This is a genomic window from Halorientalis persicus (assembly GCF_900110215.1).
Taxonomy (GTDB): Archaea; Halobacteriota; Halobacteria; order Halobacteriales; family Haloarculaceae; genus Halorientalis; species Halorientalis persica.
Window position 1 is genome coordinate 1 of record NZ_FOCX01000025.1, and the last position, 16,855, is coordinate 16,855.

The following is a 16,855-nucleotide window of genomic DNA, read 5'->3' on the forward strand; positions in this document are numbered from 1 at the left end:
CGAATCGATGAGCGGAATCTGTGTCAGATCGCTTTCTGAACGGTCGCTCTTGTTCCACAGGCAACTATTCCAGCGGATTTCCGAGACTCTGGATAGTGTTGCCACTCAGACGCCCTGCTCTCAAGGAGAGAGTCCCGTTACTATCCGATTCCGGTTTCCTTCTTCACCAGCGTCAGCGTGTTGTCGGCTGTCACAATGGGCGAATGTTCGTACTCACCGGTCAACTGCATCTGCACCAGCAGATCGACCGCCCGCCAGATCGAGTACAGCAGACACGCGAACGCGAAGTAGAAGAATCGGAGGCCGAAATTTTTCGAGGTAGTGCCGGTCATGAATCGTTTAATCGATTTGTAGCCGCTCTCGATCTCCCACCGGTAGCCGCACTCGGTGAGGTGGCCACTCCCTCTATTCGTCACTGATCTCTTTGGGATCACCCTGACCTGCTCAAGCCATATGCATTGAGACGACCGGGCTCAACTACTGTCGCAATTTGGAGGGTCTGCTATATCCGGCTTAGAGGACCTGAAATCCGCAAAACCGTGATTGAGTACAGAATGTAGCGTGCTGGAGAGGGGCTTTTCGCTGCCTTTGGCGCTCCTTGAGGTAGGGGCTTCCTGAAAAAAGGCTACTGTGGGCTAGAGTACCCCCGGCCGGATTGGGAAATCGCCGATTGCAGATCTATAGGCCGGTCTTCCACCGTCAACGCCGGATAGAGACCATGTTTCGCCTTCGCGCTTGTGGTAATACACTTGGCCGCAGTCACCACACTTGAAATATGCCGTTGCCCGATTCCCCTCAGCGTCGTGTAGAGCTATTGTTGCGACTTCTTTTGGGACATCTGCAAGATTCCGGTCTTGTCCTCGTAGGTCTTGATATACAGCTCGCAGCTCTTCGACTGCGTGTCTAGGGAATCTGATCTCAACTTTGATCTTTGAGTTCCCGTGGCCAATATTGTCCACGCCGTCACAAGGACCTTCTATACGTTCGCACGATCTTCCACGGATTACGTTGACCCATTGCCTGAGCGACCCACCATACACTGCTCTGAACCGTTTGATCTTGTCCGATGGCTGGTCATTGCAGTCCTGGGGTGAATCCCCGGCTTCGATAGCACGAACGCTGACGGCTGGGGAGCCTGGTTTCATCATTGGTGTTTTGGAAGGTTACTCACGGGCTGTTCGACTGGGAAGCCGCCAGTAGCGTATTCGTAGATCGGCTTTTCATCTATTTCACCTGTGACAGACCACTTTTCTCCCTCTTCGTCGTAGCTGTGATATGTCCCACACTCACCGCAGGTGAAGCAGGCGCCTGCCCGGTTACCTTCGGCATCGTGAAGGGCTGTCGCTGTCGCCTTTGTTGTGGTCGGCTGGATATTTCTGTTTAGGCCGCGAAAGTCTTGGCAGATAGCCTGAAGCTTTTCCTTTACCGTCTCTGGCTGGTAAATCCAGATTTTGATTTTAGATTCTCCATGTCCGACCTCGATCACGTTATCGCAGAGCGATGCGGTACACTTGCACGATTCTCCTCGGACTGTCTCGACCCAGGTTCTGAGCGACCCACCATAGGTTTCTCTGTACTGCTCGATGGTGTGCATTGAGGCCATTGGGCCGGGGGGCACTTCGCCAGTCTCGATCGCAAGGACGTTGATTGTTGCTTTGATCATTTGCGGTTATTGAGTGTACTTCTGTGGAACTGTTCTGTGTAGTGTCGCCGTGAATCGCAAAACCTCGTGTCCTTGACTAGAACTTTGTTTGGCTTGTCGGTAGAGACCTACTCTGCTTCTCCCTCCCGTCTGAAGCGGTTCGCTTGGTATTGTAGCCCGGTCGCCTCCAGGTCGGCTCGGACGAACGAGCCGTCGGCAGTTTTGACGACAACCTCGTTCCCGCCTTTGTCGAAGTACCGCTGCGGAAGGCTGATGGTGACGTTCTCGGTCAGCCGTTCGTTATCGAGTTGTGAGGCAGGGACCGGGTGTTCGTACGTCGTTCCATTGGGGTTGATGACCATGACGCTGGGCTTGTAGGAGGTCAGAATATCGCCAACATAGGAGAGTTGCGCCTCTCCATCGATTTTGATTCCGTTTGTTTCGATGGTGGACATATCGAGTGTGTGCTCGCCCAGCGTGAGGCTATCCAGTTCGATGGTCGCCTTCTCACCTTCTCCAAGTGGTTCTGACTTGCCGAAGTCTTCTGGGTACGAGAACTCGGTGCCGTCAATGCTGATCGTGGCATCACCGACCTTGGCGGTCGCGCCATACCCGAGTTCATATTTCACTGGCAGGCCGTTGGCTTTGATCGTGATGTTGTCGCCGCCGACCAGCGTCGAGTCTGCGATGTCACAACTGGTCGATCCAGTGAGAGCGTTGGGCTTCTGGCAGATCGTACTCCCATCGTGCATCAAGCGGACGTTCTTCGTTGCCGTCCGCTCTTTGTATTCGACAACAGCCTTCAGCGTGGGATTCATCCCATCAACTGACTGCGACTGGACGGTGAGTTCCTTCTGTCCGGGCGAGAAGGCCTTCGTCGACATTTCGTAGGTATCGCCCGACGTCAGCACGCCCATCCCGTTGTTACGTTGGTCGTAATTGAACGTCTGACCGCCCATATCGACAGTTCCGGAACCCACACCAGCTCGTGCAGTATAGCTCATCGATACTTCCGGGGTCGGGCCGTTCGATGAGAACGATAGCGTGCTGCTCGGGGAGACATTGCTTGAGTCTACCGTACAGGTTGTCGACCCCGGAACCGTGTTCTCCGAACACCGGGTATTCCCATCTGCTTTTACGCGCACGTTTTCCGTCACAGACCGTTCTTGGAACGTCAACTCGTAGTTGACACCTTGTTCACCGGAGGTCTGGATGTCGAACGTGTGCGTCCCTGGGGAAAGAGAGCCGATGTTGACTGTGCTGGACCCGGAGCCGCCGACATTATCGTTGTAGGTCCCGGAGATGCCAGGGCCAGAGACACTGACGTCCCGCGTTTTCTGTTTCTGGATAACCTCTACGGAAATGTCAAGGTCATCATAGGAGGCCCCAGTGAATGAGCCTTCCAACATCCCGTTATTTGGATTATCTGGGTGTTCTGGCCGGGAGACAGTGACTTCCTTCCGGGCATCAATTGGTGGTTCCGTGCCGGTAGAGCCGCCGTAGCTAGAGGTCGTAGCCCAAGAATCGATCGTCGAATAGTTTCTATCTACGTAATACCCATCCATGATGTCTATGTACTTCTGGTAGGGCTCGACCTGCTTCCTGAGCGCGAACGTCTGGCCTCCATCGTAGTTCGCGTCGTGCCAATCGCCTTCGACGTCGAGAATATACTCACGGGTTGAACCGTCGGGCGGCGCAGGCATGATCGTCTGAATCTTAGCATTCCCGCAGTCCCAATAACACTGACCAGCACTGCCGCTGAAGTGTTCTGTGGTGACTGTCCCGGTCCACGACTGTCCATTCAATTGGAGTTGGACATTCTCTGCTGGCTGATTACCGTTGACCTGGACGGTCAATTCGCCGTCCTTGATCTCTCCTGTGACCCTCCGGTTGTTCGTGTTTTCTTGACCGGTCACCTGGAATTGGACATCCTGTGGACGGAGGTTGCCGCGGACGTTGTGGGTAAATGAGTTCTGTGACTTCGAGGTACTGATGCTGCGCGACTCAGTATCCCCGATGAGCTGGAGTTGGTGGTTGATTGTCGGGAGGTTCCCACCGACTGTGAACGTCTGACTGTTGCCGCTGGCCGCTTGCTGTTGCTTGAGAGATGAGACTTCCTGGAATCCTTCAAGCGTCACTTTTGGGTTTTCGATTGGCTGGTTACCCTCCAGTGTGTGAGTGGCCTCGGTCGAGTTCCCGGTCAACATCTTGTCAGATGCTTTGCTGTCACCGTAGAGCGTCAGTACCGGATTGCGCGGTTGTGTATTCCCGCGTGCGGTGAAGTCGAGGGGGGAACTAGCGTTGAATTGTATTTCCCGTTCTGAGGAAGTGGCGACGCTTGAGAGGCTAATTGTCACGTCGTTGGCGTTGAGGTTGTTCGCGAACGTGATGTTGGAGTTAATTCGCGATCCGTTTCCGAGAGCTTTGATCTGTTGTGCCTCTGGAGCAGTCCAGTCGATCTCGTTTCTGGCAACGTCGCCGTCACTGTCAGTGAAGTAAATCGCGCTGGATGGGGCTTTCTCCAGTTCGATATTGCCGCTGTCTCCGACCTCAAATTTTGCAGATCGGGGCGCTGCTGTCGACTCGAGATCGGTTGGGATGACAGAGAGCGTGTGTGTTCCGCTCTCGACACTGTCGAAGGAGTAGGCACCGGATTGGTCCGTAGTGGTTTCCTTTTCGCCGCTGTCCAGGATCACTTTGGCGTTCGTGAGTGCGTCTCCGGAGGGGCCAGTGACGCTGCCTTTGACTTCTGTGACGTTGTACGAGCCTTCTGATTCGTTCCCGTCGATCGGGTCTGAACCACCACCGCCACCTCCTCCGCCGCCACCGCCACCGCTGATCGGGGCAGTGGTGCCGTCGTTCAGGACATTTTCGACCTCAGACGCAGTTGTTTCCTTGAATTCACTGGAGGGGAGATTATCGAGATTCCATTCGATGAGCGCTTCCTCTGCGGCTAGCTGCGTGTCATAGAAGTACGGTTCGACGCTTACTGACCCGTCTGGATGGAGGAATACGACGTTTCCTTCTGAGTTCTCAGCTGCCACGACGTACGCACTACTATTGACTTTGAAAACAGACCAAGGAGAGTCCAATTCTGGACTGGAGATGTTGCGCGCGTCTGGATCGATTGTCGTGTTGGGGTTTTCGACTACAATTTGTTCCCACTGTCCGATGGCCTTTCTAGCATCTTGTTCAGTATCGAAGAAGTGGACGCTGTCGACGACTACGCCATTGGCGTTGAGATAGACTGTTTCGCCGTTACTATTCTCGCCAGCGACGACGTATTGATCGCCGTATTTGTAGATCGTCCAGTTAGGGCCACCACCGACTTCTGAGATAGATCCGTCTGCTTTCGAGACGTTGGTCTCTGCTGAGGCGACCCCACTACTCCCACTAGGACCGCCGAGGAATGGGAGGCCGGTAACAGCGATCAGGAGGGCAACACCAAACAGGGAGATGCCAATTATGACACCGACTGTTTTGAGACTGGTTCGGGCAACGATTTCTTTGGGGTTGAAACTCCGTCCAGCCCCCAGCTGCATCTCGATGACCTTTGCAGGGATTGCCTCGCCATTTTTGTAGTGATGCTTACACCCTTCGGTTCGGCAACCCGAAGCATGGATGATTTTGTCTTTGTCTGAATCGTACGCCTGAACTCGACGCTGGTGTGCGGCAAGTCCCCGTTCCCAACATTCGGGGCAGACCATCTCGCTCCGAGATGAGGCGTTGATATCATTCAGATCGCGACTCACTGATACCACCCCGGTTCAATAGAGGGGGCCGTTTTCGATTTTTGATGGGGACATTTCCGTGTGTGGAGGACAGAGCGGACAGATGGGGGTCCATCCATGCTGCGCGCTATTTCTCGAACTGACAAAAATCTATGGAAACTGATTCAACTTCTGATAATCTCACGCGGAGAAAAACCGGCAAGAACGGCACTATAGATTGTGTTTTTTCAGTATCGATATCGGGCTTGGCGGGATATGTCATATATCATCCGTGTTTTGATCTTGGTTTGGATCGCTGTAATCAACACCAGGCCCGAATTTGGGCGGCAACTCGACTACGGGAGAAATATTGTAATTTGCTTTTCGGCCATCTTCACCGTGTGTTATCTTTGTAATGAGCGAATGATCTTCTAGAGTGCTGAGAGCGCGCTTGACTGTTCGTTCGGGTAGTCGAGTCTCTTTTTTTAGTTGATTGCGGGAGAGCCAGCCTTCGTAGGCGAGGGTCTTCAGGACGAGAATTTGTGATGGCGACAACTGGTTTAACAACTCTTCGACAGGTTGGTCTGGTCCGCTCGGGCCGTCTGGGTTGTAGTCTGGCGGTACCATTGTCGGTCTGCGCCAGATGCAGAGCCTCAACACGCGCGCGAGACAGCCAGACCAGGCGGTTGGAATTTTGGCTGCTGTTGCTTCCCGCCATCATCTAGCTGAAAAAACAAGTGGATTTTTACTTAAATGGGCGAATAATTCCGCCATGGACAGCCCTCCAAGCTGGTTAGAGGTAGATTCGGCGGATCAAGTATTGTATTCTGGTCATCCGAGTCCGTTCGTGCTTGTGCCAGAGGGAATTGCGACTGTTGTCGTGTCGCTGATCACCTCGTATGTAATTTCAGAGGGGCCGCTTGCTGGGACGACGGTTTTTGGCCATTCGATCCAGTTCTATCTCGCGATTCTTCTGGCCCTCTCGATTCTGCTACTCGGATACATGGAGCTTCGGAGACGCTTCACGCAGTATGTCGTGACGACACAGGGGGTTTATAAGAAGACGGGAATCATCGGCCGAGACCCGGATTTTATCCCGATTCGGAATTTGCAGGCGATGGATTGGAACCAGAATCCGCTCGAACGGATGGTTGGAATCGGTGATGTGATGTTTTTCTCGGCATCTGCGGGCCATATGTCGACGTTGGATTGGAGCTACGTTCCGGATCCGTCGGAAGCTGGTGGGTTGATCGAAGACCAACTGTCGGGCTTGAATGTTGAAGTGCAGCGCCAGCCGCCGGGGACTGAGGAAAGTACTGAGGGGCAGGAACAGCAGACCCAACCGAGTGATGACGATGGCGGGACGCAACGTTCGACTGGCGATGCAGCGAGTGCAACCGCCGAAGGCGCGACTAGCGATGGGGCTGAGACGGAGGATTCAGCGGAGACGCCGCGCGGATTCCATTGATTTTTCGGGCTGATTCTGGTTACCAGCGAAGATTTCGCCAGACTCCTGCGCCTGTTTGTGCTGGTCGCTGATCGTGTCCAGAGCCTCTTTCTCGTCGAAGACCCACGGTGGGATTGGTCGGGAGACGGTTTCGCTACTTTCCCTCCCGTGGGTATCTGCTCGTTGGGATTCAGACATCGCTCTCACCCGGCGGGTATCGGAGGAACTGGTCGTCTGAATCGTGGAACGTTTCGACGTGACTGAAGGTTCCGTCAGGGTCGCCGAGGACGAGCGCGAAGTGGTGGCTGTGGACTTCCTCGATAGCGAGAATGTACTGGGGGGAGTTGGTTGGCTCGTGCCAGATCCACTCGGCGCCGTCGGGCCACAGTATTCCCTGTTCAACGAACTCGTCTTTGTCTGGTGGGGCGGAACTTGGTGGTTGGTTGCTGTCGGTCTCGTCGCTCATGGCACTCTACTTGCTGTGCCACAAAACCGCCGGCCTTGGTACGGGGGAACGGACAGAAAAGAAGTACCACAGAGTCCGACTACGAGTCGCTGTCGCGCGAGGTGGTAGTCGGAACGTTCTGGCCACGATCTTCCAGCTGCTGGAGGTGGTATTCGTGGGCGTCTTCGGACCCGCGCTCGACCTTGGGGAAGTCGTCGGCTGTGATTTCGGGCTCGTTGATCTCGTCGGGGATTTCTGTCCCGTCCGGGACCTGCGTATCTACGTCCCGATCGTGTTTGTCTTCGATGTTCTGGCTGTCGAGGTGTTCGGGCTCGGGCCCGAACTGGCCGCTGTCACACTCCCAGCATTGCCAGACGGGCCGCCCGGGAGTGTCTTCGAGATAGTGGAGCGTTTCGAGAGGGGGGCCACTGGACTTGATATCGCCGTTGTGGTGGATATCGTCTGCCCATGTTGGCCGTCCTTCTCGCCCTTCGAATGTGTGAGGCGTTTTCTGGCCACAGTCGGTGCAGAAGAGGTCTTCTGTGTCGTCGGGGGCAGATCCGGATTGCTTGATGACGTAGGCGAGTGCGGGGACGATCCAGTATCGCTTGCCGTCCACGAGGTCGGCATCGGCGTAGGTCGCGACGGTGTCGACGTCGAGTTCTTGACCGTACTTGCCGTAGAGGTGGGGCCGCTTTGCGGACGCGTACGAGGACGTGTTGGGTGTATCCAGTTGTGACTGGATGGTGGCGAGGATTGCCTGCCCGTCTTCAGAGGTGAGTGGGGCGGCTCCGGGCAGGTTGCCCCAGGCGTTCTGGACGGTGTCTGCGAGATCAACGTTATCGATGAGGTCGTAGTTGTCCCCGGACGTGGGGAGATCGCGACTGCTACCCAGTTTGGACTTAAAGAGCCCCGTCGCCTGCGGGAGTGCAACATGCTTGGACTGGGCCGGGACAATCGCGAAGACAACCCGGTCGAGCGTCCAGCTGTTGGAGTCGGTCGTGGCACTCCAGCGCGCAGTGACCGAGGGATTGATTGTGTGCCCGCAGTTGGGGCACTGAGCGACTTCAGTTGAGACGGATTCTTGGCAGGTGGGGCAGGTCTGCTGGTTGGGGCTGTCCTGATCCTGGTGAGTGCCGGTAGACTGTGCAAATTCTGAGATGGGAGATTGGGATGAGTTGGGGTTGGGAGCCATCGGTTCAAGCATACTTCGGCAGAAGGTCCTATTTAAACTGTCCGGTCTATCAGAATTGATTCATATTCTGTCTAGAAGACAGAGATCGAGTTCGACGCGGGACGCTGGATGGGCTAGTCGTCGAACATGAACTGCTGGCTGGCCTGTTCGCCACCCAGCGTCAGCTGTTGGTCGTCGCTGCTCGCGAAGAGAGATTGCTGTTCGGTCTCTTCGCCAGTGGGGCCACTGTCGGTGGATCGATCGTCGACGCCAAACTCAGAGGCTTTCTCCTGTTCGACTTGGCTTTCGCCCCGCTGTCTGGGGATGTCGACGCCATGGTCCTCGAGCGACATTCTGATCTGTTCTTTCTTCGTGAGTTCGCCGGACTGATTGAATTCGGCCTGTGTGCCGTCCTGTTCTGGATTGCTGTCGATGCCGGGGTCAGCGAACTCTGTAGGCGGATCGCTATTGCTTTCGCTTTCTGACATTGGTGAGACCTACGGACAGATTGTCCACCTCACCCGCAGACTCACAAACCACAAACCGGATTTTCACCTTGGCTAAATATTTTTAGCTGAGAGGATGTGCCAGTACTGAAACTAGAGTCCTACCACATTAAAGTCGAATTTTTGGCGGGGGAGAAGTGTTGGACGGCGCGCTTTGAGAAGCACCTCCAGCGTGTCAGATCCAGGTACGAACGGGAAGTTACCTGGCTTTTCGTGAATTACTGGGACTCCTTCAGACGTGAAAACCAAGTGCTGTTGAGATCTACTGGCCTCTGGTTGGAGATTAAGCATACATTGGCCGCGGACTAGGCCGAGTCCTCGAACCAAGTTGTTGATTTGGATCTGGGCGTGGCCTTGATCGACTGTGAGGGCGTCAAGCAGGGCGTCTCGTGCTTGTTGCAGGGATTGAGTGGTTGTTTCTCGGAGTGCAAGCTCGTTGGCTGCTTGGGCTGGATCGGCGGCTTCCAGCCTTTCGCGTACGTCCGACTGAGACAGTTCATCTTGGAATTGAACACGAACCGGTTCGGTCAGGCCTGAAACTGCCGGTGTGTCAACGTTGGTTTGGGTCATGATTGGAGCGGCTGAGTGGTCTGGATCAGGATGGCGAAAACGACGATCTGGCAGAGAACTCCGGCCGCGAACAGGCCGTAGTTCCACCAGTAGTTGTCGTATTTTGTGAACCCGTAGTACAGTTCGCGGTTGCTAATAGGCCAAAGCGGACGGATCAGGTTTGATCCGCGGCCCACGGTAAGTGCATCTGCAAACAGGTGCGATGCGACTCCAAGGAATGCGCTCGCCGCTGCAATGGTCCCCCCAGCTACAGGACTGGGAAGCGCGGACAGGACCGCTGTGACACTGTCACTGTCTGGAATTGTGGCCGCTGAGTCGGTTGCGACTGAGAGGCCTGCTGTTACAACGAGTCCGGCGATGATGGCGACGATGAAACCAAACCACACCGTGTGTGTGCCGCCACGGTGTGTGATCAACTCCGTTGAAAAGTCGATAGTGTCTGGAAGTGACGCTACTGATAGCGCAATTACGGTAGCGCCAGCAGCCAGCAGGGGGCTAGCCGCAATACCGAGTATGATAGTGAGCGGGGCCGCCCATGCGAGGGCCATTCCAGCGTGACCGATTTGCTTCATCCCTTGGTATCCTCTGCCGTTTCGCAACCAACTGTTTTAAACCTATAACTAGAGTCCAACATTATCCGGTTCTTCTATATTCTTTGATACTATTGGACAGCCAAATTTTCGGCCTATATGGGACTTATTTTGATTCTGTAAATAAACCATATGGTAAATATACATTCTCTGCAAGTGTCAATAAGAGATGGAGAACTCTTCTAGAGAACCGGGGCGCAGATCTGAGATGTCCAGCCGTGGTTCCTCAGTTTGAATGTAGAGATCCTTCGGCGTGTTGAACGTACGGATCAGCTGGAAGTCGTATTTCTCTTCGCTGCTAGTGTTGGTTCCGGCTCCAATTGAGCCAACGTGGGCGATCTGTGCTTTTGACTGGCTCGATAGTCCGATGTTGAGACTCCCGCCGTGTTCTTTGGAAATGCAGACCACGTCTGACGGGTCCGAGACGATCTCGCGAGCGGTGTGGAGGCACCATTCGGCTCCGAACTGCAGCTGTGTGTCGCTGACAGTGACTGGTGTTGGTGGCCGGTCGGTGTAGGAGTCTTTGCCACGGAGATACACGCCGGGCGAGAGGGTCCCGTCCTGTCCGTACCCTTTTTCGACGCCGTCACCAGCTTGTAGGACAATCGCGATCCGCCCGACCGGGAGCAGCGAGTCGGCGAGGGGATTGGTAAACTACCCCACCCTACTTCGCTCACCCACAGGGGGTTCGCTCGTTGAGGGTGGGGCTTTGACGTGGACTCCCGTTCGGGCCACAGTACGTGGCACGGAGAAGCCCGTCTCCCCGTCGAAGGGGCTTCGGTGCTTACACGTTCACGTTCATCGTCCCGCCATTCAGCGCAACGTTTACGGGTGCGCCTCCGTCGCCGCCAGTCTGGTTGCGACGGAGTAACCGCCGACACCAACGCACCGCTACGTTCTTGGCGGCGTTGTAGTCGGCGTGGTTCTCGTAGCCGCACTTCTGGCACTCGAAGTGTTCTTGCGTAGGGCGGTTATCCTCGTGGGTGAACCCACAACTGCTGCATCGTTGTGAGGTGTAGTAGGCTGGCACCGTCTTCGCCTGCGGACTTCGCTCCAGTTCTTCGACGTCGATGCCGTAGGCCTTGGCCTTGTACTCGACGTACTCGTACAGACGGTTAAAGCGCCAGCGGTGATGCCACGTCGCTCCCTGCGCCCGCTTTCGGATGTCGGTCAGGTCTTCGAACGCGATCACTGAACAGTCGTGTTCGACCGCTTCTTCGACGATCTCGTTGGCGACGATGTGGAGGTACTGCTTGTAGTACGCCGTTTCTTTCGTGCTGACGCGCTGGAGCGTGCGGTGAGCTTCCTGTGTGCCGGCTTGCTGGAGATCAGCCCGGCGCTGTTGGAATTCGCGGTGCCAGTGGTCAAGTTCGTCACCTGTCCAGAACGTGCCGGTTGACGCGACAGCGAGAGTTTCGACGCCGAGGTCGATCCCGAGAACTGTCCTGTTCTCGGGGACAGCGGCGTCAGTGTAGGTGCTATCGGTCTCTTCCTCAATGCGTTTGAATCCGATGTGGAGCCAGAACTCGCCCTCGAACGGCTTATAGTGGAGTGTACTGGTACGAAACTCCCAGTCGTCACCGTTGAGGTACTCCTCGAACGGCGTGTCGGTCTCGTCTGCTGGCAGCACGTAGTCAGCTTCGATACGTCCATCCACGGTGGACAGGGACACGTGGTCGTCGTGGAAGGTGGCGGCGCGTTTGTCGTACCGAGCGGTGTCGGCGGTGAACTCAGGTTGACTGGTGTCCTCGTTCTTTTCGAGGCGTGCAACACCAGACTTGATGGCTTCGACGGCCTGGAAGATGGCTTGCTGGACGAGATTCGCGGTAAGGTCGTGGTCTGCTTTCAGGTCGTGGTACAGCTCGTCTTTGACAGCGTACTTCGCTGTTTGCTTGTAATCGTTCTCGTTCCAGCAGTGGTCGCTGGTCTCGTTGGCGATGTGTTTGTATTGGGAGATTGTGTCGAGAAGTGCGTCTCTGTCGCTGTCGGCCACGTCGAGTTTGACCGGCAGTGTGCGACGCACCTCCATACTCGTTTCAACGATTTCTATGTAGTTAAATTCTTTTATTATGTAGTGGGGAATTGGCCGAGTGCAGAGAACTGTGATTGTCGAGGGATGCGACGCGCTCCTCCCCTCCCTACTGCGCTGCTTGAGAGACTGCAGTCTCTCTGCGCTGCTCGTTGAGGAAGGGGGCTCCGCGCTGTTTTATGCTGAACGTTGGATCGTGTTCGTCGGCTTCGTCGTGCCACCGCGGGCTGATTGCACGCTCTTTGTGGCCGTCGTTCGATTGTCGGTCTTCCTCTTCAGCCCGGCTTGCGGTAATTCCGGGCGTTACTGTTTCTTCTTCCGAACTGGAGGACTGGCTACTGTCTCCCCAGTCGGTAAGCGAATGCTGGCCGCCGCTAGAAGAAGGCGTGTCGTTGCTCATCTTTCAGAATCCGGCGAGTGTCGATTGTTGGTCGGTTTCTGCCTCTGTCCGGGAGCGATTTGCGTTGTCTTCCGTCTGTTCCTGCATTCGAGAACTCATCTCGGGATGGGGAACGCCTGCTTCTACGAGTGGGGCGAGTGTGGGGATATTCTGGTCGCCAGTCCCGCCGAGTGCGTTGCCGGCCTTGATGACTCGATGGATCGTTTCTGGCTTGTAGTTCTGGTCCCGCAGCTCGATGGCGACGAGCGTTGCTTCCTGCTCGACCCTGTGCCATTCGCTGTCGTCGTTAGCAACCGCATCTTGCTGTTCTGCGATCCGACGTGCGGCGGCGACGATATCGTTGTCAGGACCGGGATGCTCGATCATGAACTGTACTGCAGCGTCGTAGGCGCGGTCTTGGCTGACCCGTTTGACCAGTGGATATGCGTCCGGGACAACACCACTTGCAAGTCGCGTCTGCCCGGATCCGGTACCTGTACCGTTCATCCAGGTGACGGCGACTATAAGCTGGCCGTAGAACGGATGGTCCCAGACGGTCCGGCTGGTCCTGGAGGGATACTTGCTGGTCGATGTCGTGTGTTCGGTCAGCGTCCAGTCGCCCGGCGGCGAAATGTCGTCGACGTGGATCGAGTCGTAGTCGGTGCTGATATCGGCAGTCAGATTGATGTGGGTCCGACCACCGGGCCCGGATTCATCGAGTGTGGCCAGATACGGCCGATAGCGTCCGTCTCCGGGATGAGAATTGAGATGAGATTCCAGTTTCCAGGCCCCTTCTGCCCACGAGTCGGGACCGGGCTTGCCGAGACTTCGCTGGCGGTACTCCATCATGCCGTCGGTGTCGAGACCGACGCGATGCCGGATGTGTGTTGCCCAGTCGAAAGGATCGATTGCCCACAGGCGAACGTAGCCGTCCATCTCGAACAGGCAGACGACCTGCAACGCTCCGTCTTCTGCAGTTCCGTAGTAGGCGAGACCGAACCCAGGTGCTGGGATTCGCTCCCAGCCGTTGATTTCGTTTGGCGGCTCTGAGAGGAGTTCTTTGCCGTTGAGGAGTCGCCGTTGTTCGGTGGCGAGATCGATCCACGCCTCTTTGTATTCTGACCGGAGTTCGTCCTCGACGTCGCTGAGTTGGTCTTCGGAAAACGCGTGGGCGAACCAGCTGATGATTGTGTTTGCCTTCTGCAGTTGCTCGCCGTCTTCGCTGTTGATTTCACCGAAGTTTCGCTCGTGAGGCGTTAGCGAGAACACCATGTCTCGCCAGTAGCCCGGGTCGTCGTTGCTTCCAGCAGTGTCGTCTTGCCACGCTTCCATGGACTGACGGATCTCCTCGTGATGTCCGAGGTCGCCAAGCGCCTGTTCGAGACACCGCTCTGCCACCTGCACCGTGTATTCATCGTCGCTGGCAGGTACTTGATCGGGCAGCGGCGCTTGGGACACAGGAAGGGTCCCGTCTAACTGTGGTGCGACCATCTCTTTGTAGAATCGATCTGGAGAAAATTTGTCGATCATTGGTCGGGCCCCCAGTCGATTGCGGTGTTGTTCTTGACGATCAGGTCCACGACACGATCGACGATTCGAGTGTGGCAGATGTCTTCGGCTAGAAAAATGTCGTTATCGCCGCCGTTCTGGACGCGAGAACTGGCAGGAAGCGTCTTTGCGAACGCGAGAGGCGCGATGTCGGTATTGAAGCCAGATTCTACGAGTATGTCTGCGACACGCTCGCGAAGGAGCGATGTGTTGTCCACGTCGCCGGCCATGATTTTCTCGCTATGTTCGTCGACGAACGCGACGAGCATCCCATCGGCTTCGCTCTTCGATTCTGGTTGTGTGACTTCTCGGGTCATCGTAACTGTCTCACTTCGCCCGCTGATCCGCAACTAATAAGCAGACTGGAGAAAGCGCCGACGTACTAGGGAAGCACGAGATTCTCTAACCGAATTTCGTAGGAACCGCGTTCGTAGCTCAGAGCGAATGGGTAAGTTTCAGACGGATTCACACACCATGTTGAGGGCACTTCTGCGTCGGGGCGGTCTGCGGTAACCTCCGTACATGTTACACCTTTCACCGTCTGATTCTCCCCAATGGTGACCGTTACCGATTCATCTGTCGTCCAGGAGTTTCCATTCTCTAAGGAGTGTCCGTCAACGAGTGCCGGTCCAATATTCAGTGTGGAATATACGGAACCGAATTTCACTGCCGTCTCTTCACCAACAGCACTCTGATTCACGGTTATTGAAGTGGCTTGATCTGGCGTGGAAGTGAACACAGTCGCTTTGTCAACAGTCGCGTTGATGATGGTCCAGTTGTAGGTGAGTGTAGGGCCCTGTTCACTGCTCTGTTGAATATACTGGAAGGATTTGTTCTGTTTGTGGAACGGTTCTTTTTCAGATGGTGCTGACCGATTGTCTGTTGCATTCTCATCCGTGGGGGTCGGTGTTGCTGTTCCTTGCTCACCGCCGAGCATCCCTCCACATCCAGCGAGGGCGATAAGCGCTACAAGTCCACAGAGACTGAGGGCTTTGCGATTGGGGAGTGTGCGGCTCACGATTTCACGATTGATTTTGAACATGTTATATCATTCGGCTGACTTCGATGTTGTTTGGATTCGTCTGTCTATCCAATTCATTTGCGGCACCTCAACATTATCCGCCGGGAATACTATTATCTCCTTTCAGGTTTTCTTTCTGATAACGGGTGAGAACAAATGTCACATTCGTCGTCAGACCCAGACAGTACCTCTCGCACCGATTCGCTTCAGCTGATGCTTGTCCACAGCGTTTTCCCGGACGTAGACCAACTAGACGACGACACTGTCGCGAAACTTCTCGATGGGCGTGACCAACTTGGCTCGGAAACTGGCTATCTGATGTGCTTTACCGATCTGAAGCACTCCCGTCTTCACCCACACTCTATCTCGGATATGGCTGATGAGAAATATCCGGTCCCACGGCCTGCACTTGAGAGTCTCCCACCGCACATCGAGGCAGAACTCGAGCAGGGTGGTGAATCGATGTTTTTTGCGCGATACGACCGAGACAGTCACGAATTCTACGATGTGGCTCTACCGACGGACCAGAGTGACTACATTGAGAAGGCGGCGGAGTTAATGACCCGATTGGATTGCTCGTTGCCGGAGGCCCTGGATTACATTGTCCTTGAGTCTGGGGAATACAGTCCAAAAACATGGAGTAGTATTCGTGACGTTCGCGAACGCCAAGTTAAAGCAAACGCAGATGCTGTACGGGACAATCTTCACGATCGCCCGTCAGAGTGAGAGCGACCCGACCTCGTCGGGGATTTTGGGCATTGGTGTGCTTGGGGTTGGCCGTTCAGCGAACGGTTCTGGCGACTGCCGGTCGTACCATTTTCGAAGCCATGCTTCGACGGCGCCGTCTGCGATGGACATCAGTCGCGAGTCGGGCCAGAGATGGACTGGCAGATCATGCTTATCGCCTAATTCCTGAACCCACGCGTGGTGTTTTAGCGAGTAGCGCCGCCATGCGTCCCGATCGCGAATCTTGGCTAATTGGCTGCCAAGCTCATCGTGGCTGTGGTTCCAGGCCGCGTCGACGGTCATCTGAAAGTTGGCCCCGCGTTGGTTGATCGGCTCATGAAAGATGACGTCGGGATCAGCCGTCGCCACCTTTTTGAGCAGCGTCTCCATCTGGTCCCGGCTGTCGATTGACGGGTATGTTGGGGAGAGCGAGATGAACGTCGGGAAGCCGGCGTCGGCGAATTCTTTCAGGCCGTCGAGCCGGCTTTCTACTGGTGGCGCGTTCTGCTCTATGGCGCTCACTGCGTCCTCGTCGAGCGTAGGGACTGAGGTCCCAATGGTGACGTAGCCGCGTGCTTGCTCGAATGAGTGCTGGTAGTGGTTTGCCAGCTTGGGATTCCGAGTGAGGACTCGAGTGTACTTCTCGTAGTCGCCAAGGATCTGGATCGTCTTGCTGCTGATATCTGCTGCTCGCGGATCCATGAAGGCGTCTGTATGGAACGAGATTCCGACAATCCCCTGCCCACCTTCGGTTTCTCGCCACGTACGCTTTCTCGAGAGTTTGCTTTCTAACCGTTCGGGGATATCGTCGCGATAGAGCACGTAGTCACCCCACTCTTCCTGTCCATCGTCGACGTCGACCTGTTCTTTGAGCATTTCACCCCGCGTTCGGATATTGGGGGTGGAAGGGACGTAACAGAAAGAACATCCGTGAGAACAGCCACTGGCGACGTTCAGTACGTAATCGCAGAGGTACTTCTCATTCAGTCCCGATTTTGAAAGGATGGCTTTGGTCGGATCTTCTGCAGTCCGTGGTCTGTTGCTTTGACCGTCTGACATGGTTGTACT

16 protein-coding genes and 1 pseudogene are annotated in these 16,855 nt (G+C 55.4%); 2 read left to right on the plus strand and 15 right to left on the minus strand.

Annotated elements, in window-relative coordinates:
* Positions 1-140 precede the first annotated feature (140 nt).
* From BMX17_RS19370 to BMX17_RS25325, 4 genes and pseudogenes are all read right to left on the minus strand, one after another.
* Positions 141-416: pseudogene (locus tag BMX17_RS19370) on the minus strand (transposase); the annotation flags it as partial.
* Between the two features lie 728 nt (positions 417-1,144).
* On the minus strand, positions 1,145-1,663 hold the full coding sequence (locus tag BMX17_RS19375) for a hypothetical protein (RefSeq protein ID WP_092663200.1): 519 nt from the start codon (positions 1,661-1,663) through the stop codon (positions 1,145-1,147).
* Positions 1,664-1,770: 107 nt separating this feature from the next.
* Positions 1,771-5,394 (minus strand): carboxypeptidase-like regulatory domain-containing protein, encoded by a 3,624-nt coding sequence (locus BMX17_RS19380; protein ID WP_139203585.1) that lies wholly within the window; start codon positions 5,392-5,394, stop codon positions 1,771-1,773.
* A 237-nt stretch (positions 5,395-5,631) separates the two neighbouring features.
* On the minus strand, positions 5,632-5,979 hold the full coding sequence (locus BMX17_RS25325; RefSeq protein ID WP_139203586.1) for a MarR family transcriptional regulator: 348 nt from the start codon (positions 5,977-5,979) through the stop codon (positions 5,632-5,634).
* Between the two features lie 16 nt (positions 5,980-5,995).
* Between BMX17_RS25325 and BMX17_RS19385 the strand changes: the two genes are divergently transcribed.
* Positions 5,996-6,820 (plus strand): PH domain-containing protein, encoded by an 825-nt coding sequence (locus BMX17_RS19385; RefSeq protein WP_092663204.1) that lies wholly within the window; start codon positions 5,996-5,998, stop codon positions 6,818-6,820.
* A gap of 169 nt (positions 6,821-6,989) precedes the next feature.
* Here BMX17_RS19385 and BMX17_RS19390 read toward each other — a convergent pair whose 3' ends face one another.
* From BMX17_RS19390 to BMX17_RS25335, 10 genes are all read right to left on the minus strand, one after another.
* Positions 6,990-7,265: a hypothetical protein gene (locus BMX17_RS19390; RefSeq protein ID WP_092663206.1), complete on the minus strand. Its 276-nt coding sequence runs from the start codon at positions 7,263-7,265 to the stop codon at positions 6,990-6,992.
* A gap of 79 nt (positions 7,266-7,344) precedes the next feature.
* Positions 7,345-8,451, minus strand: coding sequence for a DUF7995 family protein (locus BMX17_RS19395; protein WP_092663208.1), 1,107 nt, complete (start codon positions 8,449-8,451; stop codon positions 7,345-7,347).
* 101 nt (positions 8,452-8,552) lie between these two features.
* Positions 8,553-8,906: a hypothetical protein gene (locus BMX17_RS19400; protein ID WP_092663210.1), complete on the minus strand. Its 354-nt coding sequence runs from the start codon at positions 8,904-8,906 to the stop codon at positions 8,553-8,555.
* A gap of 584 nt (positions 8,907-9,490) precedes the next feature.
* Entirely contained in the window at positions 9,491-10,066 is a 576-nt protein-coding gene (locus BMX17_RS19415) for a metal-dependent hydrolase (protein WP_092663216.1), read from the minus strand.
* 177 nt (positions 10,067-10,243) lie between these two features.
* A complete protein-coding gene (locus BMX17_RS19420) occupies positions 10,244-10,624 on the minus strand; it encodes a hypothetical protein (protein ID WP_092663218.1) in 381 nt (126 codons plus the stop codon).
* A 244-nt stretch (positions 10,625-10,868) separates the two neighbouring features.
* Positions 10,869-12,113, minus strand: coding sequence for an RNA-guided endonuclease InsQ/TnpB family protein (locus BMX17_RS19425; RefSeq protein ID WP_092663220.1), 1,245 nt, complete (start codon positions 12,111-12,113; stop codon positions 10,869-10,871).
* A 109-nt stretch (positions 12,114-12,222) separates the two neighbouring features.
* Complete coding sequence (locus BMX17_RS25330; protein ID WP_139203587.1) at positions 12,223-12,513, minus strand: hypothetical protein; 291 nt, start codon at positions 12,511-12,513, stop codon at positions 12,223-12,225.
* 3 nt (positions 12,514-12,516) lie between these two features.
* On the minus strand, positions 12,517-13,983 hold the full coding sequence (locus BMX17_RS19430) for a hypothetical protein (RefSeq protein WP_139203589.1): 1,467 nt from the start codon (positions 13,981-13,983) through the stop codon (positions 12,517-12,519).
* A 35-nt stretch (positions 13,984-14,018) separates the two neighbouring features.
* On the minus strand, positions 14,019-14,309 hold the full coding sequence (locus BMX17_RS19435; protein WP_139203590.1) for a hypothetical protein: 291 nt from the start codon (positions 14,307-14,309) through the stop codon (positions 14,019-14,021).
* Between the two features lie 113 nt (positions 14,310-14,422).
* Positions 14,423-15,082 (minus strand): hypothetical protein, encoded by a 660-nt coding sequence (locus BMX17_RS25335; protein ID WP_139203591.1) that lies wholly within the window; start codon positions 15,080-15,082, stop codon positions 14,423-14,425.
* Between the two features lie 192 nt (positions 15,083-15,274).
* Between BMX17_RS25335 and BMX17_RS19440 the strand changes: the two genes are divergently transcribed.
* Entirely contained in the window at positions 15,275-15,787 is a 513-nt protein-coding gene (locus tag BMX17_RS19440; RefSeq protein WP_092663226.1) for a hypothetical protein, read from the plus strand.
* Here the strand turns inward: BMX17_RS19440 and BMX17_RS19445 are convergent.
* Positions 15,779-16,663 carry a radical SAM family protein gene (locus tag BMX17_RS19445; protein ID WP_342027705.1) on the minus strand — a complete coding sequence of 295 codons (885 nt, stop codon included), beginning with the start codon at positions 16,661-16,663 and terminating at the stop codon, positions 15,779-15,781. The two genes, BMX17_RS19440 and BMX17_RS19445, sit on opposite strands and share 9 nt — an antisense overlap.
* Positions 16,664-16,855: the final 192 nt, after the last annotated feature.